The 25554-nt window shown below is 54.1% G+C and carries 20 protein-coding genes and 2 pseudogenes; 7 read left to right on the top strand and 15 right to left on the bottom strand.

Annotated elements, in window-relative coordinates; all coding sequences use genetic code 11:
* The first annotated feature begins 86 nt into the window (after positions 1-86).
* From NNL38_RS14965 to NNL38_RS24850, 3 genes and pseudogenes are all read left to right on the top strand, one after another.
* Complete coding sequence (locus NNL38_RS14965) at positions 87-1253, top strand: 3-phenylpropionate MFS transporter (RefSeq protein WP_255388793.1); 1167 nt, start codon at positions 87-89, stop codon at positions 1251-1253.
* A 254-nt stretch (positions 1254-1507) separates the two neighbouring features.
* Positions 1508-4517: pseudogene (locus NNL38_RS14960) on the top strand (sensor histidine kinase); the annotation flags it as partial.
* 86 nt (positions 4518-4603) lie between these two features.
* Positions 4604-4969 (top strand): annotated as a pseudogene (locus tag NNL38_RS24850) (response regulator); the annotation flags it as partial.
* 323 nt (positions 4970-5292) lie between these two features.
* Here NNL38_RS24850 and NNL38_RS14955 read toward each other — a convergent pair.
* The 7 genes from NNL38_RS14955 to NNL38_RS14925 form a co-directional block, all read right to left on the bottom strand.
* Complete coding sequence (locus NNL38_RS14955; protein ID WP_255388791.1) at positions 5293-6495, bottom strand: lipase family protein; 1203 nt, start codon at positions 6493-6495, stop codon at positions 5293-5295.
* The gene (locus NNL38_RS14950) at positions 6496-7014 is read right to left on the bottom strand and encodes a DUF6795 domain-containing protein (RefSeq protein WP_255388790.1); all 519 of its coding nucleotides are present in this window, start codon (positions 7012-7014) and stop codon (positions 6496-6498) included.
* Positions 7015-7252: 238 nt separating this feature from the next.
* Positions 7253-7732: a DUF6795 domain-containing protein gene (locus tag NNL38_RS14945; protein WP_255388789.1), complete on the bottom strand. Its 480-nt coding sequence runs from the start codon at positions 7730-7732 to the stop codon at positions 7253-7255.
* 320 nt (positions 7733-8052) lie between these two features.
* Positions 8053-9756, bottom strand: a complete 1704-nt coding sequence (locus NNL38_RS14940; protein ID WP_255388788.1) for a sodium:solute symporter family protein — start codon at positions 9754-9756, stop codon at positions 8053-8055.
* A 10-nt stretch (positions 9757-9766) separates the two neighbouring features.
* Complete coding sequence (locus NNL38_RS14935) at positions 9767-10033, bottom strand: DUF4212 domain-containing protein (protein ID WP_255388787.1); 267 nt, start codon at positions 10031-10033, stop codon at positions 9767-9769.
* A 217-nt stretch (positions 10034-10250) separates the two neighbouring features.
* Positions 10251-10886: a response regulator transcription factor gene (locus NNL38_RS14930; protein WP_255388786.1), complete on the bottom strand. Its 636-nt coding sequence runs from the start codon at positions 10884-10886 to the stop codon at positions 10251-10253.
* Between the two features lie 187 nt (positions 10887-11073).
* Positions 11074-12939: a protein-disulfide reductase DsbD gene (locus NNL38_RS14925; RefSeq protein WP_439651395.1), complete on the bottom strand. Its 1866-nt coding sequence runs from the start codon at positions 12937-12939 to the stop codon at positions 11074-11076.
* Positions 12940-13278: 339 nt separating this feature from the next.
* Between NNL38_RS14925 and NNL38_RS14920 the strand changes: the two genes are divergently transcribed.
* A complete protein-coding gene (locus tag NNL38_RS14920) occupies positions 13279-13830 on the top strand; it encodes an FxsA family protein (RefSeq protein WP_255388784.1) in 552 nt (183 codons plus the stop codon).
* A 75-nt stretch (positions 13831-13905) separates the two neighbouring features.
* Here the strand turns inward: NNL38_RS14920 and NNL38_RS14915 are convergent, their stop codons facing one another.
* The gene (locus NNL38_RS14915; protein ID WP_255388783.1) at positions 13906-15291 is read right to left on the bottom strand and encodes an MATE family efflux transporter; all 1386 of its coding nucleotides are present in this window, start codon (positions 15289-15291) and stop codon (positions 13906-13908) included.
* Positions 15292-15486: 195 nt separating this feature from the next.
* On the opposite strand from NNL38_RS14915, the gene NNL38_RS14910 reads away from it, so the two are divergent.
* Both NNL38_RS14910 and groL read left to right on the top strand, forming a co-directional pair.
* Positions 15487-15777, top strand: a complete 291-nt coding sequence (locus NNL38_RS14910) for a co-chaperone GroES (RefSeq protein WP_255388782.1) — start codon at positions 15487-15489, stop codon at positions 15775-15777.
* Positions 15778-15818: 41 nt separating this feature from the next.
* Positions 15819-17468, top strand: a complete 1650-nt coding sequence (gene groL / locus NNL38_RS14905) for a chaperonin GroEL (RefSeq protein ID WP_255388781.1) — start codon at positions 15819-15821, stop codon at positions 17466-17468.
* 694 nt (positions 17469-18162) lie between these two features.
* On the opposite strand, the gene NNL38_RS14900 is transcribed toward groL, so the two are convergent.
* The 3 genes from NNL38_RS14900 to epmB form a co-directional block, all read right to left on the bottom strand.
* The gene (locus tag NNL38_RS14900; RefSeq protein ID WP_255388780.1) at positions 18163-18693 is read right to left on the bottom strand and encodes an MgtC/SapB family protein; all 531 of its coding nucleotides are present in this window, start codon (positions 18691-18693) and stop codon (positions 18163-18165) included.
* A 110-nt stretch (positions 18694-18803) separates the two neighbouring features.
* On the bottom strand, positions 18804-19709 hold the full coding sequence (gene rimK, locus NNL38_RS14895) for a 30S ribosomal protein S6--L-glutamate ligase (protein ID WP_255388779.1): 906 nt from the start codon (positions 19707-19709) through the stop codon (positions 18804-18806).
* Positions 19710-20370: 661 nt separating this feature from the next.
* On the bottom strand, positions 20371-21393 hold the full coding sequence (gene epmB / locus NNL38_RS14890; RefSeq protein WP_255388778.1) for an EF-P beta-lysylation protein EpmB: 1023 nt from the start codon (positions 21391-21393) through the stop codon (positions 20371-20373).
* Positions 21394-21426: 33 nt separating this feature from the next.
* On the opposite strand from epmB, the gene efp reads away from it, so the two are divergent.
* A complete protein-coding gene (gene efp, locus NNL38_RS14885) occupies positions 21427-21993 on the top strand; it encodes an elongation factor P (protein WP_255388777.1) in 567 nt (188 codons plus the stop codon).
* Positions 21994-22056: 63 nt separating this feature from the next.
* Here efp and frdD read toward each other — a convergent pair whose 3' ends face one another.
* The 4 genes from frdD to frdA are packed head-to-tail and all read right to left on the bottom strand — an operon-like array spanning position 22057 to position 25361.
* Positions 22057-22419 (bottom strand): fumarate reductase subunit FrdD, encoded by a 363-nt coding sequence (frdD, locus tag NNL38_RS14880; protein ID WP_255388776.1) that lies wholly within the window; start codon positions 22417-22419, stop codon positions 22057-22059.
* Positions 22420-22429: 10 nt separating this feature from the next.
* Positions 22430-22813 carry a fumarate reductase subunit FrdC gene (gene frdC, locus NNL38_RS14875; RefSeq protein WP_255388775.1) on the bottom strand — a complete coding sequence of 128 codons (384 nt, stop codon included), beginning with the start codon at positions 22811-22813 and terminating at the stop codon, positions 22430-22432.
* A 2-nt stretch (positions 22814-22815) separates the two neighbouring features.
* A complete protein-coding gene (locus tag NNL38_RS14870) occupies positions 22816-23556 on the bottom strand; it encodes a succinate dehydrogenase/fumarate reductase iron-sulfur subunit (RefSeq protein ID WP_255388774.1) in 741 nt (246 codons plus the stop codon).
* Positions 23556-25361, bottom strand: coding sequence for a fumarate reductase (quinol) flavoprotein subunit (frdA, locus tag NNL38_RS14865; protein WP_255388773.1), 1806 nt, complete (start codon positions 25359-25361; stop codon positions 23556-23558). Before frdA ends, NNL38_RS14870 begins: the two co-directional genes overlap by 1 nt.
* Positions 25362-25554: the final 193 nt, after the last annotated feature.

Here is a 25554-nt window from a genome sequence, read left to right as displayed (position 1 = left end):
AAATTGTCTGATAATTTCGTTGGGGTGGCTGGATGAATTCGGCATAATGGCTGCTGTTACTCTTCTTTCTGCATATAGGACTTGGCATGTTGCGAAGCAGCCCGTTCGGGTGGACCTCACAATACCTGATCGGTTTCTTTTTTAATTACGGTGTGTACTTGCCTTTCTGGGCATTGTGGCTGGCGCATCTTGGCGTCAGTGCGTCGAATATCGGCTTGTTACTCGGGCTGGGCTTCGCGGTCCGCTGCCTGGCGAATCTGGTGATCACCCCGCGCATTCACCGGGCCGAGCATCTGATCCCGGCGCTGCGCTGGCTGGCGTTGGCCACTTTGCTCAGCTGTATTGCGTATATCTACTGTGGTGGAAGTTTGTGGGCACTAACTATCGTTACGGTTGCCTATAATTTGGTGGTTGGCCCGATCATGCCGTTGTCGGATGCGGTCGCCAACCACTATGCCAGAGAGGGTTATTTAGACTATGGTCGAACCCGGCTGTGGGGCTCAATTGCCTTTATTGCCGGCTCGACGGTGGTCGGGATGCTGGCCGCTAAGTACGATCCGTCGGTGATCCCCTGGGTGGCCGTCGCCGGCATGGTTGCGGCGCTGTTGTTCTCTCTGCGTCGGCCGGCAATACCGCTAGTGTCAGAGGATGAGCAGGCGCAGGCGCGCCCGGCTTTGATGAAAATGATGACCGACCGTCAGGTGGTGCGCTTTCTGACGATTATCGCTCTGCTGCAGGGCAGCCATGCCGCTTATTACAGCTTCAGCACGATTTACTGGAAAGGCGCGGGTCACAGCGAGGATGTGATTGGTTACCTCTGGAGTTTCAGTGTGGTGGCGGAAGTGGCGATATTTGCCTTTAGTAAGTACTTGTTCGCCGGCTGGAGTGTGGCGGCGATGTTCCGCCTCGCGGCACTGGGTGTGATGGTGCGCTGGGGGATCACTGCGACCATGACGGAGCTGCCGGTGCTGGTCGCGGTCCAGGCGTTGCACGGGGTCACCTTTGCCGCCTGTCACCTGGCGACGATCCGCTACATTCAACATGCCCGGAGCAATCAGGTGGTGGCCTTGCAGGCGCTCTACAACGCCTTGCCGCTGGGGGCATTTATGGCGCTGATGACCGCACTCAGCGGGTGGCTGTATGGCCTGTGGGGCGCCAATGTGTTCTGGCTGATGGCGGCCATGGGGGCGCCGGTCCTGCTGATGAAAATCGACTCCCAGCCGGATCGTCGGGTGGCCGAAGCCCACTGCTGATCCCGCAACTTACGCGAACTGAACACCTTGCCTGTGCCGATGCGGATCGGCGCAGGTTCCCCGCTTTCCCAGCCGCCTGCCAACGTTTCTTCTCTGCTTGTCACGACTCCCCTCTGCTTGCCACCACTTTCCTTTGCCCGCAGAGCTTCACCCGCAGCAACTCGCCCGCCAAAGAAGTGTGATCATGCTGATTGAGTGCAACCGCACCGATCCGCTACCATGCGTTTACCTCTTATTTACAATCAGGAAGTATCATGGCACTGGGATGGATCGTTGTGCCGGTTTCGTTGGCCTATCTTGGGCTGCTGTTTCTGATCGCCTGGTACGGCGATAAAAAACCGCAGTGGATGGCTGGCTGGCGGCCGTGGATTTACAGTCTCTCGATCGCAGTTTACTGCACCTCTTGGACGTTTTACGGCACGGTCGGCCAGGCCAGCCAGAATATCTGGTCCTTCTTACCCATCTATCTGGCACCGATCCTGGTGTTTACCGTTGGCTGGCGGATCCTGGCCCGGCTGGTGCTGATCGCCAAGCGCGAGCATATCACATCGATCGCCGACTTTATTGCCGCCCGTTACGGCAAGTCGCAGGGGCTGGCCGTGGTGGTTACCCTGATTGCAGTGATTGGTATTCTGCCGTATATCGCCCTGCAGCTGCGTGGGATTACCATGGGGCTGGCACAGATTGCGCCGTCGCTCGGCCAGCAAAGCGGGGTTGATGAGAGCGATATAGCCTGGATGGTCACTGCCGCGCTGGCGGTGTTCACCGTGCTGTTCGGCACCCGCCATATCGACAGCACCGAACACCACCGCGGGATGATGATGGCGGTGGCGTTTGAGTCGATCGTCAAGCTGGTGGCATTTTTGATTGTCGGGGTGTTTGCACTCGGTCTGCTGGCGGATCTGCCGGTTGCGGCGCTGGCCGGGGCGCTCGACACGCCAGCTGTAACCCCGGATTTCGGCAGCCTGCTGATCCATATGCTGCTGACCATGGCAGCGATTGTCTGTCTGCCGCGCCAGTTTCACACCATTGTGGTGGAAAACAGCCGGGCCCAGGATTTGCACCGGGCCCGCTGGATTTTTCCGCTCTACCTACTGCTGATGGGGATGTTCGTGATCCCGCTGGCGCTGGCCGGCCAGGCTTTGCTACCGGGCGTGGTGGCCGACACTTACGTGATCAACCTGCCGCTGTCGCAGGGCGCCGATCAGATTGCCCTGCTGGCATTTCTTGGCGGCACTTCGGCGGCGACCGGGATGGTAATTGTCTCGACGATAGCCCTGACTATCATGGTGTCTAACGATTTGGTGTTGCCGCTGCTGCTGCGGCGGTTACGGATCTCCGGGCGCAATTTCGCCGAGTTTTCCGGCTTGCTGCTCAATGTGCGCCGGACCCTGATCCTGTTGCTGCTAACAGCCGCCTGGGGTTTCCACCAGGTGCTGGGTGAGATCGAATCACTGTCGGCGATCGGCTTTCTTTCGTTTGCCGCTATTGCCCAGTTTGCCCCGGCATTGCTCGGCGGAATTTACTGGCGCGAGGGCAACCGCAAAGGGGTGTACGCCGGGATGTTCGGTGGATTGACGCTCTGGGTGATCACCATGATGAACCAGACCCAGATGCTGGCCGGCAGCGCGGAGACCAACCTACTGCTGTGGTTGCTGACGCCGCCGCAATGGCCGGTGCTGAAACAGCTGGCACCGGTGGACTGGGGTATGCTGCTCAGCTTGTTGGTGAACCTGGCGCTGTATATCGGGGTCTCACTGCTGACCCGTACCTCGCTGACCGAGCGGCTGCAGGCGGCGACCTTTGTTGGCGCGCCGCTGCCGGACTCGGAAAATGCCAGCCTGTACCAGACCCGGGTGACGGTTGCTGAGCTGGAAATGCTGGCGGCACGCTTCGTCGGCCGCAAGCGGGTGCGTTATGCCTTCTCACAGTTTACCGAGCAGCATCACGCCGACCTGCTGCCGCAACAACAGGCCCCGGCCACGTTGATCCGCCATACCGAGCGCGTGCTGGCGGGAGTCTTCGGCGCCTCCTCGGCGCGGCTGGTACTGACCTCGGCCCTGCAGGGGCGCAACATGCAGCTGGAAGAGGTGGCGACGATTGTCGACGAAGCGTCGGAGCTGTTCGATTTCAGCCGCGGGTTGCTTCAGGGGGCGATTGAACATATTAGTCAGGGCATTGCCGTGGTCGACAAACAGCTGCGGCTGGTGGCCTGGAACCAGCGTTACCTGGAGCTGTTTTCGTTTCCGCCGGGGTTGATCCAGGTCGGACGGCCGATTGCCGACGTGATCCGCCATAATGCCCAGCAGGGGCTGTGCGGCCCGGGCGATCCGGAGCGGCATGTCGCCAAGCGGGTCGAGCACCTGAAACGGGGCACGGCCCATACCTCGTCACGGATCCGTCCCGACGGTCAGGTGATTGAGGTGCAGGGTAACCCGATGCCCGGCGGCGGCTTTGTGATGAGTTTTTCTGATATTACCGATTTCCGCCTGGCGGAAGAGGCGTTGAAAGAAGCCAATGAAAATCTCGAAGCCCGGGTGAAACAGCGCACCCATGAGCTGGAGTTGCTCAACCGGCAGTTAGTGTCGGCCACGCAACAAGCCGAGCATCAGGCCCGCTCGAAAAGCCGCTTTCTGGCCGCGGTGAGTCATGATCTGATGCAGCCGCTCAATGCCGCGCGGCTGTTTTCTTCCTCCCTGACCGAAGTGGCTAAGGATCCGGATGCCGTCGCTGAAGTGGTGAAACTGGCGCAACATATTGAAAGCGCACTGGGTGCGGCGGAAGATCTGATTGGCGACTTGCTGGATGTGTCACGGCTGGAGGCGGGCAAATTGCAGGTCAATGTCCGTGCCTTCCCTGCCAGTGAAGTGCTCGACATCCTCAGCGCCGAGTTCAGTGCCCTGGCCCGCAAGCAGGGGATCACTTTTGAGGTGGTGAACAGCCGGGCGGTGATTGTCTCCGATCCTAAACTGCTGCGCCGGGCGCTGCAGAACTTCCTGACCAACGCCTTTCGCTATAACCCGGGCGGTAAGGTGGTGCTTGGCATTCGCCGCAATCAGGGCCAGTTGCAGCTCCAGGTGTGGGATAACGGCCCGGGAATCCCGGAAGAGAAACAGGCCCATATCTTCGAGGAATTCACCCGGATTGAGCGTAACGGGGTCGATCATGGCCTGGGCTTGGGGCTGGCCATTGCCCGAGGGATCTGTCGGGTGCTGGGCCATCCGCTAGCCATGCGCTCCTGGCCGGGTCAGGGTACCGTGTTTGAGTTGGGGGTTGCGCGCGGCGTGGTGGTTGAACCAGCCGCATCGGCGTCAATGGCAGCGGCAGTAACACCAGCGCCGCTGGCAGACTTGAAAGTACTGTGTGTTGATAATGAACCGGATATTCTGCTGGGCATGGAAAGCCTGCTGTCGCGCTGGGGCTGTGATGTCAAAACTGCGATTGATATTGTCGGCAGCCTTAAAGTTCTGGAGGCGGGCTGGGTACCTGATGTAATTCTCTCTGACTATCGGCTTGATGAAGGCCGTACCGGGCTAGAGGTTTTACAGCAATGCCGTCTGCGGCTGGGTGACCGATTCGCCGGGGTGATCATCAGTGCTGATAGGACTGAACAGATGATGGAAGGTATCGAAGCAAATGGCTTTAGTTTCATCGCTAAGCCGGTTAAACCGCTGAAGTTACGCTCCGTGCTGAATCGGATCACAGATATGGCCTGATAACTTTTGCTTGATTATACAGAGAGGCTGCTATCGAGTGGCCTCTGTGTTCTTGCTATCGTTGAGATGGCGGACTTATTGTGATGTGCCTGGTTGCCCTGTACTTTGAAGAAATATTATATGAAAGTAAAGACTGTTATATCTCTTCACTACATCTATTACTTGGCGGTGCGTGCATTAAGGCGAATATAGGTTTATTTTAAGGGAAAAGTTTTGGAGTAATCGAATAGGAAGTAATAATTAACTAAGGTTAGACTGATGGAATTTGGGGATCTGAATACATTCTGAAGAGCCATGATAGTTATGGCCCTTCTTATTATCTTTTAGGTTCGTATAGCCTCTAGTGCCATTTGGGCCGATCTATAGAGCTTAGTTAAAACCATTGAGAAAACAGAACGGATGAATTTTGCTGAAAGATCTTCAATTTTCTGTATTGGCTTTCCTATAAATGAAAGCATGTGGCCTAGAAGGCCCTTAACTTGAATTTCTCTCATTCTTGAAGCTTTGGAAACTCTTTCCATATGTTTAGCAAGATAATCGTAAAATGTCATTCCGACAGAAATAGTAGCTTGTAGACTAACAGCAACCAGTAAACCAGTATCTTTAAGAAGTGTTATTAATGCCGCACTGATTTTATCTGCCCAGTATTCAGTGAATGTTGCTTGGTTACGATGCTCAAATTTTAATCTAACTGGTTTGCCTAAGAAATGATTTGCTTTTAATTTTAAATCTCCCCAGCTATCGGATTTCGCCGTGTTGAGGTAGCCAGGGCTCGCTGTTGAAGCCATTTTATGTGCAGAGATCTTAAAACCAGTATCATTGTCTAAGCGATATTCTTGCCCTTGGTGAGGCGCATGAACAAATGGCCAGAGAGGAACCATAGGGACAGGGTCGGCACCGTGGGTGCACCTGTAAATTTTATCTGCACCACTTCCTGATTTTCTCGCATATGGTTCAAGGCCAACCCTTGGTGAGCCAAATGTGTATAGGTTAACTCTTAGAGAAAACTCGCTTTTTAACCAGTCGGCACATAATGAGGCTAAAGCACCCCCTAAACTATGCCCGACACAGTGTACTTTATTTGGAAGCCGTTTTAGTTTTAGGAGGTAGCTTCGAATTTGAGGCCTTATACTATGAAATGAATTAATGAACCCAGCATGGGCTAAGGAGCCGTTAGGGGCTCCCTTATATCCGAGATTTGCATTCGTGACCCAATCATTTGCATTTTGAGTCCCTCGTATAGAGATGACCAGATCACCTTGATACTTTCCTTTTCCTATACCTAAGACGGCAAATGCTTCAGAGTTTCTCTGAGCACCAGGGATCACTTTTCGTAGAATTGGCATATTTTCAATAATAGAGATGCCACCAGTTTTCCCTTCAAAAGAAGAGTTATCGTTAAAAGAAAAAAATTTCTCAAAGTGACCTTTGAAGGCTAATCGACCGGCACCTTGATAGAGCCCATATGGTATATTAGCTATTTCAGAAGCAAGCCGTGGTGTTAGTGAAGGCATAATTTTTCTCACTTATTCCTTTGTCTTATATCCACTTAGTTCACATTTGCTTAAAACCATCAGGTCAACCCCATCAGGTACGCTGTTTTCAAAGTAGAATTTATACTCCGGTGAATTTAAATTGCATTTTAATAATTTAAAGTTTTCAACGATAAAATCCAAAGGTTTTTCATAGTCAAATTGGGATTGCCATATATAGTTCTTTTTGTTGTTATTTATTGTATATATTCCTATGTATGAGTAAGTTTGGTTTAACGGGTTGGTTTTTATCCATGTTGAATGAACAACCTCATCAAAATCAAAGTTACCCCTTTCATCTGTTCTTGTTGCGTATTCATATCGGATTTTTAAAAAGCTGGCCTCAAGGTATATATTGTAATTTGACTGAGGTGAGGCATCTTTATAAATATTGCCACTTATCCTCGGGCTTAATATATAGTCATTTCTCTTAAAGAAATCAAACATATTACTATAGCTGCTCATTGAGATTGTTAATGAAAAAGATACCAAAGTAAGCTTAACGAGATTCATCTTAATCACATCTATTGCACAATGTTGTGAATGTACATGAGTAGTGATTTTGATTTAACTGGCTGTTTTTAATATTTGAAGCAATACAACAAAAAAATGAAATTAACATTACTGTCATTATCACTGGTCACATGATTTTCTAGATTGCTGTGCTGGCAGAGTCCTTTCTGACTCAGGTGATCCATTTGCTATACCTGAAGTTTCATTAAATCGCTTTAGTAATGAATATAATATTGGTTTAAATATCTATTTTACCAGATTCTATGAAACCTGTTAGGTTACAAATACTATGTATTTCATCTCCATCAGGATTACCTGTTTCACTCTTAAAGATAAAGTATTTTATATCTGAGTTTATATCACACTCTAATTTTTGAAGATTTTCTTTGACAAACTTTGGTGTTTTATATCCAAATAAAAAAGAACGCCAGATTTTATATTGCCTTTCTTCCCCGGCAGTTATGGCGATACTGACCATTTCTTGATCGAACATGCCTGGTTTAAATAGTTTTTCTTTATTAATTTTTGGAAAGTGAAAGGTTCCATCAACAGCGGTGATAGTATTCAACTCCTCCACATCACCCAGTGCGCCAATAAGCAAGGTAACTCTATGGTGACTATATGGGTTTCCGTTGTTGAGTAATTTGCCACTTATTTCAGGGCTTAGTTCGTAGGTTTCTTTTTTAAACAATTCGCTGCCCCCAATATTAATTGCCATAACTGCCACTATTAATGCTGTTACTATAGTTCTCATGTTTTATTATTTGTGTTTTGTGTACGGTTGTTTGACTACGTTTACTAGTTCGAAGGGCTCCCAATTATATATTCGATGGTGTGAGCGTATCAATGTCTCGAATATGAGGGATTATATGTTCATAACTTAAATCTACAATATTGAAATTCGCATTTTAATTATTGGGTTTTGACTTTTTAATTAATGCCGAAATAATCTGAAAATCATATGTTTATCAGTGTTACAAATAAAAACCGACGCAGGTGCGTCGGTTTTTGAAGTGGGTTTGGCGGTACTGGGATCTATTAGTGATCGTGCGCCGCACCGGCTCCTTTCGGGTAGCGAATCGACTCCACCATATCCTGCACTTCGGTTGGGACTTCGGCGGTGAACTTGTTCACCACAATCGAGACCACAAAGTTTAGACACATCCCCAGGGTACCAATCCCTTCCGGGCTGATGCCAAACAGCCAGTTGTCCGGGGTGCTGGCAGCCGGGTTGATGAACTTGAAGTACACAATGTATGAGGCAGTGAACAGGATCCCGGTCAACATGCCGGCAATCGCACCTTCTTTGTTCATCTTCTTATAGAAGATCCCCAGGATAATCGCCGGGAAGAAGGACGCAGCCGCCAGACCGAAGGCAAATGCCACTACCTGAGCCACAAAGCCCGGCGGGTTAATGCCGAGGTAACCGGCGCCGATCACCGCGGCCGCAGCACCAATCCGGGCGGCGCGCAGCTCTTGCTTATCCGTCATGTTTGGTTTGAAGCCTTTCTTAAGCAAGTCATGGGAGACCGCCGTCGAGATCACCAGCAGCAGACCGGCCGCAGTGGACAGTGCCGCAGCCAGACCCCCGGCAGCCAGCAGGGCAACAACCCAGTTCGGCAGTTTCGCCAGCTCAGGGCTCGCCAGTACAATGATATCGCGGTTGATGTTCATTTCGTTGCGCTCGTCACCGGAGTAGAACATCCGGCCGTCGCCGTTTTTATCTTCCCACTTCACCAGGCCGGTGGCTTCCCAGTTGGACACCCAGCTCGGGGCTTCTTCGGCCAGTACACCCTGGTTTTGCGGACCGTTGATGGTCTCGATCATGTTGACGCGGGCAAAGGCGGCAACGGCAGGGGCGGTGGTATAGAGCAGCGAGATAAACAGCAGCGCCCAGCCCGCTGAGATCCGTGCATCACGGACGCGCGGCACGGTGAAGAAGCGGATAATCACGTGTGGCAGACCGGCGGTCCCGACCATCAGCGCTGCGGTAATGAAGAACACATCAACCATGCTCTTCGAGCCGTCGGTATAGGCGGTAAAGCCGAGCTCGGTGGTCAGGCCGTCCAGCTTGTCCATCAGGTAGGTTTCAGTGCCGGAAATGGTTGAGCCCATGCCGATTTGCGGCAGCGGGTTCCCGGTCATCATGATGGAAGTGAAAATTGCCGGCACCAGGAAGGCGAAAATCAGCACGCAGAACTGCGCGACCTGGGTGTAGGTGATGCCCTTCATGCCGCCGAGTACGGCGTAGAAGAAGACGATAGCCATCCCGATGATGATCCCCAGGTTGATGTCTACTTCCAGGAAGCGGGCGAATACGACGCCGACGCCACGCATCTGACCTGCCACATAGGTAAAGGAAACGAAGATGGCACAGAAGACAGCAACCATACGGGCAGTTTTCGAGTAGTAACGCTCGCCGATGAAGTCCGGGACCGTGAACTGGCCGAATTTACGCAGGTAAGGCGCCAGGCACAGTGCCAGCAGGACATAGCCGCCGGTCCAGCCCATCAGATAAACCCCGCCGTCGTAGCCGACGAATGAGATGATCCCGGCCATAGAGATGAAAGATGCCGCTGACATCCAGTCGGCTGCGGTCGCCATGCCGTTGGCGACCGGGTGGACACCGCCGCCGGCGACGTAGAATTCACTGGTTGAGCCGGCACGGGCCCAGATGGCGATCCCGATATACAGGGCAAAGGTGATGCCCACTAAGATAAACGTCCAGGTTTGGATTTCCATGAGTCACCTCTTAATCTTCTTGAACGTTAAACTTACGGTCGATCGCATTCATACGGACGACATAAATAAAAATCAGGGCTACGAAGGTGTAGATCGAGCCCTGCTGGGAAAACCAGAACCCCAGCTTGAAGCCACCGAACTGGATGGCATTGAGGGCATCGACAAACAGAACCCCAGCGCCATAAGACACCAGGAACCAGATCGCCAGCAGGGTGCCCATGGTGCTGAGATTTTCTTTCCAATAGGCTTGCGCCTGCTCCTTGGATTCAAACGCCATTGTCATCTCCTTTCACGTCATTGAAATCGCGTTAATGAAATGTTACATGCAGACAATAGCAACGATCGCGCAGGGAGGCTGTGCAACTTTAGTCGAGCCGGAAACGGCAAAACCGCGGCAAAAGCGGCGGTTTTGTGAACAGGGTTGAGAATTGCGGGGGGGAAGAGTCAGGCGGCTTAGCCGAAAGTATAATGAGCGGATCCAAAAAGATCCGCGCTTACGGTGTGAGATCCATTTGTTGTAACAGGATCACTGCCTGGGTGCGGTTCTTGACCCCGAGTTTGCGGAAAATCGCAGTCATATGAGCCTTAATCGTCGCCTCTGATACATTGAGCTCGTAGGCAATCTGCTTGTTGAGCAGGCCGTCTGAGAGCATACACAGCACCTTGTACTGCTGCGGGGTCAGGGTGGCGATCCGCTCGGCCAGCTCATTGGCTTCTTCGTCTTCCTCTCCCAATCCTTCAGGAAAGAAGGGCTCGCCGTCCAGCACCTGGTTCAGGGCAGCGATCAGCGCCCGCATGTCGCTGGACTTGGGGATAAAGCCGAAGGCCCCGTGGCTGCGGACCTGGCGGATCACGCTGGTTTCCTCGCTGGCGGAGATCACTACCACCGGCAAGTCCGGATACTGGCTGCGCAGCTGGATCAGCCCGGACATGCCGTTGGCTCCGGGCATCTTTAAATCCAGCAGCAGGAGATCCACGTCCGGCTCTTTGTCGAGCAGGGCAAGGAGGGTATCGAGGGAGTCTGCTTCCAGCAGGTTGGCGCCGCTGATCGCCATGTGCACTGATTGAAACAGGGCATTGCGAAACAGCGGGTGATCATCGGCAATCACAATCGTGTACTGAGCGTCCATGGCAATTGTTTCTCATTGTTTTTCATCAAGCTATCACTGCTTATAGCGTAGATCAATTTGTTAACACACAAGATCTGAACTGGATCAGTTCTGGGCGAAACAAGATGTAAATCGTCGGGATGAAGAAGAATAAACCTGAGCTTGAAGTGGCGCATTGTAACAGCGCACCCTGAGGTGCGCTGTGGCGTTATTTTGCGCTCACCAGCTGGTGGGTTTGCAGGTGGTTCAGGAACGGGTCGGCTTCCATAAATCCGGTCAGCCGGGCTTGGCTGAGCTTGTTGCCCCGGGCATCCCAGAAATCCAGGGTCGGCAGCCCCAGTACATTCATCTGCTGTAACAGGTCAAAATCGGCCGGGGTGTTGTCGGTGACGTCGGCCTGCAGCAGGACAAACTGGCTGAGTTGCGGTGCCACGGCCGGGTCGTGGAAGGTGTATTTTTCAAACTCCTTGCAGGCCACACACCAGTCGGCGTAGAAATCCAGCATCACCGGCTTGCCTTCGGCCTTGGCTGCGGCCAGGGCCTGGTTGAGCTCGGCCACGCTGGCGACCTGTTTGAATGCCACCGTAGGTACAGCGGGTTGGCTCACCGGTTGGCCGAGCAGGGCACTCAGCAGTGGCTGGGCGGCACCGAGCAGGCCGACAATGGCAAGTACCGCGAGGGCGCTGCTGCGCCAGGACACGGCGAGCGTGCTTTTGACATGATAGAGCCAGCCGAAGGCCGCCAGGCCCAGCAGCGACCACAGGTAGGGCACCAGGGCATGGGGCAGAATGCGCTCCAGCAGGAAAATCGGCACCGCGAGCAGGATAAAGCCGAAGAATACTTTGACGTGGTTCATCCATTGTCCGGCCTGCGGCAGCAGTTTATTGCCGAACATCGCCGCCAGGATCAGCGGGATCCCCATCCCGATGGCCAGCGCATACAGCGCAATCGCACCGGTGAGTAAGTCCCCGCTCTGGGCGACGTAAATCAGCGCGCCGGAGAGCGGCGCGGTGGTGCAGGGCGAGCAGACCAAGCCGGAAATCGCGCCCATCACGAAGACGCCGCCGCTGTGGCCGCCTTGCTGCTTGTTACTTTGCTGGCTCAGCCAGGTCTGGATGCTGCTTGGCAATTGCAGGGTATAGGCACCGAACATCGACAGCGCCAGGACGACAAACAGCACACTCAGGCCAATCAGTACATAAGGATGTTGCAGCGCGGCCTGGAACTGCATCCCGGCGGACGCAACCACCAGGCCCAGCAGGGTGTAGGTCAGCGCCATGCCCTGCACGTAAGTGAAGGCCAGCCTGAAGGTGCGGCCCGGACTGAGCTGGCCGTTGCCCAGTACAATCCCGGTCAGGATCGGGTACATCGGCAGCACGCAGGGGGTGAAGGCCAGACCGATCCCCAAAGCGAGGAAAACCAGCGGGGTCCACCACTGCTCGGCCAGATCGCTGGCCAGCTGATCCTGCTCGGATGCCGGCGCGACGGTTGCCGCAGACGTTGGGATGTTAGTGCTTACTTGCGATTTGGTGCCTGTGCTGTCAGTCTGAGGGGTGACAGATGGTGGCGTCGCCGCAGGACTGTCCTGGCGGGCGGCGATCGTCGAAAGCGGCACCTGACGCACTTCCGGTGGATAACAGAAACCGGCTTCGGCACAGCCCTGGTAGCGCACGGTCAGGGTTGCGTTGTCGCCGGCTTCGAGCAGCGGAACAGTGACGGTCAGTGGCTCGGTGTAAATGTTCACTTCGCCGAAGAATTCGTCGTGATATGGCTTGCCGGCCGGAATGCTCACGTCGCCGAGCCGGGCCGAATCTGAGGTCACCGACAACTGGTGCTGGTAGAGGTAATAGCCGGGTTTGACCTGCCAGTCGAGGTAGACGACCTCGCCCTGCTGGCTGAAGTTAAACGGAAAGGCTTGGTCAACGGTAACGAACTGGTTCGCCGGATTGCCCGACAGGCCCGGTAAGTTAAATTCTGCCCGCAGCGGTAAGCTGGCAAGGCCCAAAAGCAGCAGGCTGGTGATAGCAACGACAGCCTGAAAGCGGGAAAATCTAAAAAGTTTATGTCTGTTCATCATGATATCTGGCTCAGCGTCCGGGGCTCCCTGGAAAATGAAAGCATGTCGATTCAGCAGAACGATGGGATCGGCACGGTAATGACAGCAACCAATCCGCGTTGCTGAACACTATACTCTCTCAGACCGAGTTGTTCAGCGTTTGGTTTCATCAGCAAATCAATTTCCCGGAAGTTTTGTCTGGATTTCTGAGGGGCCGTTAACATTTGCTACACTTTGCCCTTTGACTCGCAACCGTATCACTCCCACTATAAAAGGGAGAGAAGGCACAGGGAGAAAGCCATATTGATGAGATGTGCAGATCTGATGCCACAGACACCAACCACAAAGGGGTGACTCGTGTTTCCTGTTTTATTGTTTCTATTTATTGTTGTTCCGATTATTGAAATTGCCTTGTTTGTTCAGGTCGGCGGATTTCTTGGCTTATGGCCAACCATCGCCTTGGTCCTGATCACCGCGATTGTCGGGGCGTCGCTGGTTCGCAGCCAGGGCATTGCCACCCTGATGTCGGTGCAACAGCGTTTGCAGCAGGGCGAGCTGCCGGCCCAGCAGATTGTTGAAGGTGTGATGCTGGCGGTCTCCGGGGTGTTATTGCTGACCCCGGGTTTTATGACTGATGCGCTGGGGATGCTGGTGCTGCTGCCGGCGCCGCGAGCGATGTTGGCCAAACAGCTGATGAGCAAAGTGAAAGTACAAAGCATGGGCTCCGGATTCGGGGCCGGGTTCGGTGGCGGTCAGGGGTTCCAGGATCAGGGGCCGTTTGAACGCCAGGATGATCCGTTCAACTCCCGCTCTTCCGGTGGTGATGTCTTTGACGGTGAGTTTGAACGCAAGGACAAAGGCAAGGAGAAAGATCATACACAGTCGGATGATAACCACCGGCTGCACTGAGCATAATTGTTCGCCAGCTGAGCGATAGCAGAAAGGCAGCCTCCGGGTTGCCTTTTTGTTTGTAAGTCGGTTGGTCTACTGATCGGGTTCAGTGATGGGAGCGGCCATACGCCGGCGCAGCCGCAGGGCGTAAAGATAGGCGCCGAGCCCGCTGAGCAGGTTGGCGATGGCGATGCCGATAAACAGGCCTTCTGTACCACTGAGCAGGCTGCCGACCCAGGCCGCCGGCAACAGGAACGCAAACAGGCGCAGCAGGTTCCAGATCAGGGCGTGGAGCGAGAGATGCAGCGCATTGAGCGCACTGATCAGCAACATACACACCGCCTGCATGCCGTAACTGATCGGCACCACAATCAGGTAGTGCCAGAGTTGTTGCTGCACCTCAGTATCCTGGCTGAACAGGGACGACAGCGGCCAGCTCAGCGGCACCATCATGATAAACACCAGCAACTGGAACAGGATGGCAAAGCGCATCGCGGTAAACAGGGCCTGGAATGCCCGGCCGGGTTTGGCTGCGCCAAGGTTCTGGGCCATAAACGGCATCAGGGCCGAGCCGAGGGACATCATCACGATCACCAGAATCGATTCAATCCGCATCGCCGCGCCGTAGGCGGCGACCGAGGCGGTGCCCTGCGCTGCCAGCAGCGACATCAGCAGCGCCCCCGACAGTGGATTGAGTGCATTGGACAAAGCGGCCGGCGTACCAACCTGCATGATCTGGTGCCAGTCCCGCCACATGAACCGCAGTTGCGGCCAGGCTAGCAACTGCTCACGGCGGATCAGAATATAGAGCGAGCGACTGAGGGCAAAGGCCCAGCTGATCCCGCTGGAAATCGCCGCCCCCTGCACGCCCAGTTCGGGAAACGGGCCGTAGCCGAAAATCAGTAACGGGTCGAGCACCCCGTTAATCACTCCTGCCAGCATCATAATTTTGGCTGGTGCCTGGGCGTCCCCGGTGGCCCGGATCGCGCTGTTGCCGGCCATCGGGATCACCAGCAGTGGGATCGCCAGATACCACACCTGCATATATTCTTTGATGATCGGCAGCAGCTCCGGGCTGGCGCCGATCAGGGTAAACAGCGGCTCAATGCTGAGCAGGCCGGTGCCGGCAGCGATCAGCATCAGGAGCATCGCCAGTAACAGGCCGTGGGTGGCAAAGCGGGCAGCGGTTTGGGTATCGCCGCTGCCCAGCAGGCGACCGATTCGGGTTGAAAGCCCGACACTGACGCCCATGGTGATGCAGTTGAGGGCGAAGGTGACCGGAAAGGTGAAGCTGACGGCGGCCAGGGCTTGGGTACCGAGCAGCGAAATAAAGAAGGTATCGACCAGATTAAACATGAGAATTGCGACCATGCCGAACACCATCGGAATGGTTAAGCGCCGCAGCACTTCGGGAATGGGCGCGGTGAGCAGCCCGTGCTTATCTGCCTGTTTTTCTGTGGCCATAGTGTTCTCGGTCATGGAGTGCTCGCTTACCCTAATGCAAAGAGTGTGAGCGGGCAAAAATTCTGCGAGAAATTTTTGAAAAAAATCTCGTTGGGGGCTTGGGATCCAAAAAAACGTCCCAACATGTTTAGGTATCAGAAAGAGTCAGCGTCATGAGACGCTGTTCCTATATAACGTATGGATATTACCAAAAATCAGGAGAGACGACCGATGAACATTCGTCCTTTACATGACCGAGTTATCGTTGAACGCCAGGAAGTTGAATCTAAGTCAGCGGGCGGCATCGTTCTAACTGGTTCAGCAGCTGAAAAATCTACCCGCGGCACCGTGCTGGCAGTAGGCAAAGGCCGCATTCTGGAAAACGGCACAGTACAGCCGCTGGACGTTCAAGTTGGTGATACTGTGATCTTTGCTGAAGGCTACGGCACGAAGTCTGAGAAGATCGACGGTAAAGAAGTCCTGATCATGTCTGAAAATGACATCATGGCAATCGTTGAATAATCCGTTCACCTCAAACAAAGAATGAAGAAAGGAAGATAAAGATGGCTGCTAAAGACGTAAAATTTGGTAACGACGCTCGCGTAAAAATGCTGGAAGGTGTCAACGTTCTGGCTGATGCTGTAAAAGTCACGCTGGGCCCGAAAGGCCGTAACGTGGTGCTGGACAAGTCGTTCGGCGCGCCAACCATCACCAAAGATGGTGTTTCTGTTGCCCGTGAAATCGAGCTGGAAGACAAGTTCCAGAACATGGGTGCACAAATGGTGAAAGAAGTTGCTTCTCAAGCCAACGATGCGGCCGGTGACGGTACCACCACAGCGACGGTTCTGGCGCAGTCGATTGTCAACGAAGGTCTGAAAGCGGTTGCTGCCGGCATGAACCCAATGGATCTGAAGCGCGGTATCGACAAAGCGGTTGCTGCTGCGGTTGAAGAGCTGAAAGCACTGTCTGTTCCTTGTGAAGACACCAAAGCCATTGCTCAGGTAGGTACCATCTCTGCGAATGCTGACGAGACTGTGGGCAACATCATCGCAGAAGCGATGGAAAAAGTGGGCCGCGATGGCGTGATCACCGTTGAGGAAGGCCAGGCGCTGCACGATGAGCTGGACGTGGTTGAAGGCATGCAGTTCGACCGTGGCTACCTGTCGCCATACTTCATCAACAACCAGGAAGCGGGCTCAGTTGATCTGGAAAACCCATTCATCCTGCTGGTTGACAAGAAAATATCAAACATCCGTGAACTGCTGCCAACACTGGAAGCGGTTGCGAAAGCCTCCCGTCCGCTGCTGATCATCGCAGAAGACGTGGAAGGTGAAGCGCTGGCAACGCTGGTTGTGAACAATATGCGCGGTATCGTGAAAGTGGCGGCTGTGAAGGCACCTGGTTTCGGTGACCGTCGTAAAGCGATGTTGCAGGATATCGCGGTGCTGACAGCCGGTACGGTGATTTCTGAAGAGATCGGTCTGGAGCTGGAAAAAGTTCAGCTGGAAGATCTGGGTCAGGCGAAGCGTGTCACAATCACCAAAGAAAACACCACCATCATTGATGGTATGGGTGAAGAAGCGATGATTGAAGGTCGCGTAGCGCAAATCCGCCAGCAAATCGAAGAAGCAACTTCAGACTACGATAAAGAAAAACTGCAGGAGCGCGTTGCGAAACTGGCAGGGGGTGTTGCGGTCATCAAAGTGGGCGCGGCAACTGAAGTTGAAATGAAAGAGAAGAAAGACCGTGTAGAAGATGCCCTGCACGCGACCCGTGCTGCGGTTGAAGAAGGCGTGGTTGCCGGAGGTGGTGTTGCCCTGATCCGCGCAGCCTCAAAAGTCGCTGGCCTTGAAGGTGCGAACGAAGAGCAAAACGTGGGTATTCGTGTTGCACTGCGTGCCATGGAGGCGCCGATTCGTCAAATCACCAAGAATGCCGGTGATGAAGAGTCTGTGGTTGCGAACAACGTGCGTGCTGGCGAAGGTAACTACGGTTACAATGCTGCGACCGGTGAGTACGGCGACATGATTGAAATGGGCATCCTGGACCCAACGAAAGTCACGCGTTCTGCACTGCAGTTTGCTGCTTCTGTTGCCGGCCTGATGATCACCACAGAAGCTATGGTGACGGACCTGCCACAAGACTCATCTGCACCAGCAATGCCTGATATGGGCGGCATGGGCGGTATGGGTGGCATGGGCGGCATGATGTAATCTGCTGATAGTCCATACTATCTCTTTGAAAAACGGAGGCTCAGGCCTCCGTTTTTTTATGCCTGCGGTTTTGCGCTGGCCCGAAAGCGTCAAAATCTTCTCTGTTTTGGTCTGCGAAGCTATATTTGAGACCTATGAAGGTTGCCCAGGCAAAAAGCCGGAAAAGCTGCACAAAAAATAATTTGTTTTAAAACAATTGGTTACGTGTAACCTTGAGTGGTGGGGTTACAGGTGTTACAAATGATCGTCTTTTTGCTGTTTATATGGCTTTAAGCTGTACGGTTGGGGAAAGGATCTAGTTATCCGCACGGGGCTGAGATTTGAATCTGTGCCTGTGCGCATACGATGTGGCTGTCCGGGTTTAGCGGAGAAAAAGCTTAAAAAGCTGTACGAAAATAAATTTCAACATAAACAATGAGTTAAGTGTTTGTTTTGAGGGGGAGTAACGAGGGGTGACAACTGATCACCTTTTTGTTGTATTGATTCTGATTTGCTGTACATACCCTGTGATTGACGTGATATCGGGAGCTCCCGGTATATGAATGGTTGATCCGGAGAAAACCTCAAAAAGCTGTACGTTATATTAATCTATTATAAATCAGTGCTTTGACTTAACCTTTGAGGTGGGGTTTACTGTGGTTTAAGAATGTACATCTTTTTGCTGTTTGTTGGGTATAAAGATGTACATCTGGGTTTAGCGAGCTGAGTCGTTCTCTGCGGTAGTGTCTGCGGTTCCAGTGGCTTGGGGATGGGCGATTTTTTTACGGCGATGGCGATCGGCCCAGTGGGCATGGACGCCTTTGCGTAGAAAGCGCAGGCTGTTCTCCAGTTTGTCGATACCGAGCAGCAGGCCAATCACCAGTCCGGTCATGATCACGGCGGTTTGTCCGTAGCCTAAGCCGATGGTGATGCCGAGGGCTGCCAGCATCCAGACCACTGCGGCTGAGGTGACGCCGTGAATTTGCCCGTCCCGGTTCATCATCACCCCGGCGCCGAGAAAGCCGATGCCGGTGATCACTTGCGCCACGACCCGCGCCAGATCGGCGTTGTTGGTGGACAGGGTGCGGCCCAGCATGATGAAACAGTAGGTCCCGACGATGATTAACGTCGAGGTGCGGATCCCAACTGGTTTGCCGCGTAGCTGGCGCTCCAGCCCGATCAGGGCACCGCACACCCCGCACTGCAGTAAAGCGGGCCAGCTAAATGGGGTGATGTCAGGAAACATCCCCGTATCCTCCTAAATGTTAGGGTTCTCAAAGGCAGCACAGCAACGCATGGGTCATGCGCTGCCGTCCGTGTTTTATGGCGCAATCCCGTCGGGATAGTAGCTCGGGTTTACTGGTGCGCCAGTTGACGACGGTTTTGCTTCCCGGCGTGTTTTTCAATATGTTCGATAATCATCCCGGCGATATCTTTACCGGTGGCAGTTTCAATCCCTTCGAGTCCCGGAGAGGAGTTGACCTCCATGACTAGCGGACCCCGCTCGGAGCGCAACAGGTCAACCCCCGCGACGCTGAGCCCCATCGCTTTGGCGGCAGCCACGGCGGTTTTGCGCTCGGCCGGGGTGATCCGGATCAGCGAGGCACTGCCGCCGCGGTGCAGGTTGGAGCGAAACTCGCCCTCTGCCGCTTGGCGCTTCATCGCGGCGATCACTTTGTCGCCAATCACCAGGCAACGGATATCGGCGCCACCGGCTTCCTTGATGTATTCCTGCACCATGATATTGGCTTTCAGGCCCATAAAGGCCTCGATCACGCTCTCTGCCGCCTTGTGCGTTTCGGCCAGCACCACGCCGATGCCCTGGGTGCCTTCAAGCAGCTTGATCACCAGCGGCGCACCGCCGACCATCTTGATCAGATCCGGGATATCGTCCGGTTTGCTGGCAAAGCCGGTGATCGGTAGCCCGACGCCTTTACGGCTGAGCAACTGTAATGAACGTAGCTTGTCTCGCGAGCGGCTGATTGCAATCGACTGGTTGACCGAGAAAACCCCCATCATTTCGAACTGACGTAGCACCGAGCAGCCATAGAAGGTGATGTCGGCCCCGATCCGGGGAATGATGGCATCAAAGCCGGTTAAGTCATTGCCTTCAAAATGGATCGAAGGCTGCACTGAGTTAATGTTCATATAGCAACGCAGGGCATTGATGATCACGGCTTCATGGCCACGTTGCTCAATGGCCTCGCGTAAGCGTCGGGTGGAGTACAGGTTCTCGTTCTGGGACAGGATGCCAATTTTCATTGCGATACTCATCATCAAAAGAAAAGCTGTGGGCGGCGAAGTTTGGCTATCTTCATGGCCAGCAGCATGGAGCGCGACTATGCGCTTCCGCGGGTTAAAAATCGAGTGGATCGGCGATGATATTTTTTTATCCTGTTGAGCGAAGATATTGCTGAAAGCACGCCTTCGGAGAGTGGCAGCCGTGATTGGACTATTGCTGGCCTATACCCTTTACTCGGAAAAACCTTAAAAAGCTGCACCTTATTTTTAGTTTTTAAAATCAGTTAGTTGAGTTCATTTTTTTGTGTTTTGATTGGCTGGCTGTTTTTGTACATCAATAGGCTGAACTTTGGCTGTTTTACTGTACATTGCGCTTGAGCAGCCGGAGAAAACCAGTAAGTGGATCTCAGGTGGCTTTTCCGGGAAAAAGCTGGAAAAGCTGCACAAAACAATAATTCAATAAAAACAGTAACTTAGGTGGGGTTTATAAGTGGGGCTAGTTAGAATTAATCCTTGTTCACCAAAAAGGTGACCATTACCAAGAAAGTTGTACGGGTGAGCATGCTGCCGAAAACAATGAGAACCGTGGCGGCTATCATGAGGTAGGGCATGTGAGAGGGTATTTTGTCTCGTATAAAATGAGACACACAGGCGCAGGCCCTGCCCTGTGTGTCATCAGCGGTTACTCGAGGTGCAAATCCAGCGGGGTCTTGCTGCAACGCCCGCCGATCTCCCGGGTCAGCTTCGGCACCAGGTAGCCGGAAACCTGCTCCAGCAATCCGGCCATTAACTGGCGGGCGCGGGTATCATCGACCATGAAATGCGCCGCGCCCTGTACTTTATCCAGCACATGAAGGTAATAAGGCAGGATCCCGGAATCAAACAGGGCTTCGCTGAGCTGAACCAGGGCGCCGACCGAATCGTTGATCCCTTTGAGCAGCACGCTCTGATTGAGCAGGGTGACTTTGGCCTGCTTCAGCTTCGCCATCGCCTGGCGCAGCTCGTCGTTGAGTTCATTGGCGTGGTTGATATGGGTCACCAGAATGGTTTGCAGCCGACTCTCTTGCAGCAGCTCACACAGCTCATCGGTGATCCGGGCCGGCAGCACCACCGGCAGCCGGGTGTGGATCCGCAGGCGCTTGACGTGCGGGATCTGGCTGATGCGTTCAACCAGCCAGGCCAGCTCGCTGTCTTTGGCCATCAGGGGATCGCCGCCGGAGAGGATCACTTCGTTGATTTCCGGCTGTGCGGCGACGTAATCCAGGGCCACTTGCCAGTTGCGCTTGCCGCTCTGGTTATCCTGGTACGGAAAATGGCGGCGGAAGCAGTAGCGGCAGTTGACCGCGCAGCCGCCTTTGGTGATCAGCAGCACCCGGTTTTTGTATTTGTGCAGCAATCCCGGAATCGCATTGTCCTGCTCATCGAGCGGATCATGGGAGTAGCCGTCATGGACTTCGAACTCTTCCTCCAGGGGCAACACCTGGCGCAGCAGGGGATCATACGGGTTGCCAATTTCCATTCTTTCGACAAAGCTCAAAGGGACACGCAATGCAAACAGCTTCCGGGCCGCCAGCCCTTTCTCCCATGGGGCCGGATCAATTTTCAGGGCCGATAACAACTGAAAGGGATCAGATATCGCATTCGCCAGATCATTGAGCCAGTTTTGCTCAACAGTTGTGGCGTTTCGGGTTATGATATGCGGCATTAATTACAACTCGAAGATGTTAAGAGGATAGAAATGGCGTCTTTCAGCACCAATGAATTCCGCGGTGGAATGAAAATTATGCTAGATAATGAACCATGTGTCATTATCGAAAACGAATTTGTAAAGCCAGGTAAAGGCCAGGCTTTCAACCGCGTTAAAATCCGCAAGCTGCTTTCTGGCAAGGTTCTAGAGAAGACTTTTAAATCGGGTGAATCCGTTGAAGCTGCAGACGTTGTCGACAACGAGCTGGATTACCTGTACACCGACGGTGAGTTCTTCCACTTCATGAACAATGAAACGTTCGAGCAGATCGCGGCCGATGCCAAAGCGGTTGGCGACAACGCGAAGTGGCTGGTTGAGAACAACACCTGTACCCTGACGCTATGGAACGGTAGCCCAATCGCCGTGACACCACCAAACTTTGTTGAGCTGGAAGTGGTTGAGACTGATCCGGGCCTGAAAGGGGATACGCAAGGTACAGGCGGTAAGCCGGCTACGCTGACCACCGGTGCTGTGGTTCGTGTACCGCTGTTCATCCAGATCGGTGAAGTGATCAAGGTCGATACGCGCTCTGCTGAATACGTTAGCCGTGTGAAGTAAATGTCTTGATGACATGAAAAAAGCACCGCCGGGCGGTGCTTTTTTATTGGCGCTGTGTTGGCGTTAAACCATGAAGACAAAAATCACCGCCAGGGCCGAGATCAGAAATGCCGAGGCATAGCAGGCCACTTTGCCGGCAACACCGGTGTGGAATTTCAGATCGTGCATGCCGTGGTGCACGCGGTGCATCGCATGCCACATCGGCAGCGCCAGCGTCGCGATGGTAAACAGGGCGCCGATAATGCTGGTGACAAAACCGGAGACGCGCTCGTAGCTCATCGCTTCGGCATCAATGATCCCCAACGGTACCATGATCCCCAGCACCAGCACGGTGACCGGGGTTAGCATGGCAAACCAGGTGCCGCCGGCACCAAACAAGCCCCACCAGACCGGCTCGTCAGAACGTTTCGGATTGAGATTAATCACAGGGCTCTCCTTACACCAGGATCAGAACAAACAGGGTGATGGCTGCCACCGCGGCCCACTGCCCCAGGACGATGATTTTCTTATCCAGCACTTTGCCTTTGATGCGGATCGGCATCACCTGCGGCATCATGCTGAAGAACGTCTGGGCATGGAACAGGCTGCCGGCCAGCGCCAACAGGTTCAGGATGATCACCACCGGGTTGGCCATAAAACTCAGCCAGCCTTGCCAGGCTTCCGGCCCCTTCACCAGACAGCCCAGACCGAAGGTCAGGCACAGGGTGAAGAAGATCAGCGGCAGCACGGTGGCCTCACGCAGCATGTAGAAACGGTAGAAAGGATGGTCTTTCCACCAGGTACGCTTCATTTCGCGAACATAGGGTTTACGGTTGCTCATCCTTAGGCCTCCTGAGGTTTCAGCATGGCAATGACGAAATCTTTGGATGATTCCACTTTGCCCTGGTTGACCGCCGCGGCCGGATCGACACTTTTCGGACACACTTCAGAGCAGTAGCCGACAAAGGTGCAGCCCCAGGCGCCGTTTTCGCCGTTGATCAGCTTCATCCGCTCGTCAGCACCGTGATCCCGGCTGTCGAGGTTGTAGCGATGCGCCAGCGTCAGTGCGGCCGGACCAATGAATTCCGGGTTGAGACCGAACTGCGGGCAGGCTGCGTAGCACAGGCCGCAGTTGATACAGCCGGAAAACTGCTTGTAACGCGCCAGCTGCTCCGGGGTCTGGTTGTTCGGGCCGTCTTCCGGAGTGCGATCATTGCCGATGATATAGGGCTTGATGGCCTCCAGGCGCTCGATGAACGGGGTCATGTCGACAATCAGATCTTTCTCGATGGCGAAGTTGGCCAACGGCTCGATGGTCAGCCCGTTCGGGTAGTCCCGCAGGAAGGTTTTGCAGGCCAGCTTAGGCACCTGGTTGACCATGATCCCGCACGAGCCGCAGATCGCCATCCGACAAGACCAGCGGTAGGCCAGATCCTTGTCCAGGTGATCTTTGATATAGCCCAGGGCGTCGAGCACCGACATGGTTTCGTTGAACGGCACTTCGAACCGCTGTAAGTAGGGCTCTGCGTCTGTTTCCGGGTCATAACGCAGAATTTCAATGTTCTGAATACGATTGGCTGACATTAGGCCTGCTCCTTCTTCTGCTCTGCGGCTTCTTTGGCGGCGGCCTCTTCGGCGGCGGCACCATACAGTCGGGCTTTCGGCTGAGATTTGGTAATGGTGACTTCACTGTACTCAATCTTCGGTGCCTGATCGCCGTTGTAGAAGGCCAGCGTATGCTTCAGGAAGTTGTCGTCATCCCGCTCGGTGCAGCCTTCATCCAAGCGTTGGTGGGCACCGCGGGACTCGCGGCGAAGCAGGGCTGAGTGCGCCATGGCTTCGGCCACTTCCAGGCTGTAGCCGATCTCGATGGCGTACAGCAGATCGGTATTGAAGACCTTGCCTTTGTCCTTGATGCTGATGCGCTTGTAGCGCTCACGCAGCTCGGCCAGTTTGTCGATGGTGGCCTGCATCAGATCTTCCTGACGGTAGATCCCACAGCCCGCTTCCATGCTCTGACCCATTTCGGTGCGGATATCAGCCCAGTTTTCATCGCCTTCCTGATTCATCAGGGTGTCGATGCGTGCCTGAACTTCACGGATTTGGGCGTCGATGGCAGCGTCGTTCCAGCCGTTGAACTCGGCAGCACGCGCGACAGCTTCTTCACCAGCAACCCGGCCGAAGACGACCAATTCTGCCAGGGAGTTCGAACCGAGGCGGTTGGCACCATGCAGGCCGACAGAGGAACATTCGCCGACCGCGAACAGGCCTTTGATCCGGGTTTCGTTGCGGCTGTTGGTTTCAATCCCGCCCATGGTGTAGTGCACGGTCGGGCGGATCGGGATCGGCTCTTTTACCGGGTCGACATTGACGTAGGCCTTGGCCAGCTCGCAGATAAACGGCAGGCGCTCGCGCAGGTACTCTTCGCCCAGGTGGCGCAGATCAAGATGGACCACATCGCCCAGCGGGTGCTCGATGGTGTTGCCTTTTTGCTGTTCATGCCAGAACGCCTGGGAGACTTTATCCCGCGGCCCCAGCTCCATGTATTTGTTTTTCGGCTGGCCAATCGGCGTTTCCGGGCCCATGCCGTAGTCTTGCAGGTAACGGTAGCCGTTTTTGTTGACGATAATGCCGCCTTCGCCGCGACACCCTTCGGTCATCAGGATCCCAGTGCCCGGCAGGCCGGTCGGGTGATACTGCACGAATTCCATATCACGCAGCGGAACGCCGTGGCGATAGGCCATGGCCATGCCGTCGCCGGTGACAATCCCGCCGTTGGTGTTGCAGTGATACACCCGGCCGGCGCCGCCGGTCGCCAGGATCACCGACTTGGCTTTAATGCAGATCAGCTCACCTTCGGACATGTGGATTGCAATCAGACCTTGCGCCTGGCCATCATCCACTAACAGGTCGACCACAAAGTACTCGTCAAAGCGCTGGATCTGTTTGTATTTGATCGAGGTCTGGAACAGGGTGTGCAGCATATGGAAGCCGGTTTTGTCAGCCGCAAACCAGGTCCGCTCGACTTTCATCCCGCCGAAGCGACGGACGTTGACGTCGCCGTTGTCTTTCCGGCTCCACGGGCAGCCCCATTGCTCGAGCTGGGTCATTTCACGGGTGGCATTTTCGACGAAATACTCGACCACGTCCTGCTCGCACAGCCAGTCACCGCCGCCGACGGTGTCATTGAAGTGGTTATCCAGGCTGTCCTCATCCTTGATGACGGCGGCAGAGCCCCCTTCCGCTGCGACCGTATGGGAGCGCATTGGGTAGACCTTAGAGATCAGAGCAATGTCCAGCTCTGGGTTGGCTTCTGCTGCTGCGATGGCCGCGCGTAGGCCGGCACCACCAGCACCGATTACAGCGATATCTGTGGTAATTGTCTTCACAGCTATCCTCCGAAGGTAAGACGAAAATTGAAAAAGGCCGCTCGGGCCTATCCTTGAAATCCTGAAATCATTCTATGCAACGCTATCGATAGAAAATTTGATTTAGACGCAGCTTTTTCAGGGAAATAGCCCAAAAGTAGCAGGTGATTGCGGGAAGTGTGATAATTATCACAGGTGCCCATGTTTGCATATT

The sequence above is a fragment of the Photobacterium atrarenae genome (assembly GCF_024380015.1).
In the GTDB taxonomy this organism is placed as follows: Bacteria; Pseudomonadota; Gammaproteobacteria; order Enterobacterales; family Vibrionaceae; genus Photobacterium; species Photobacterium atrarenae.
The sequence above is the reverse complement of the archived record's forward strand: the minus strand, read 5'-3'. Positions and strand labels throughout refer to the sequence as shown.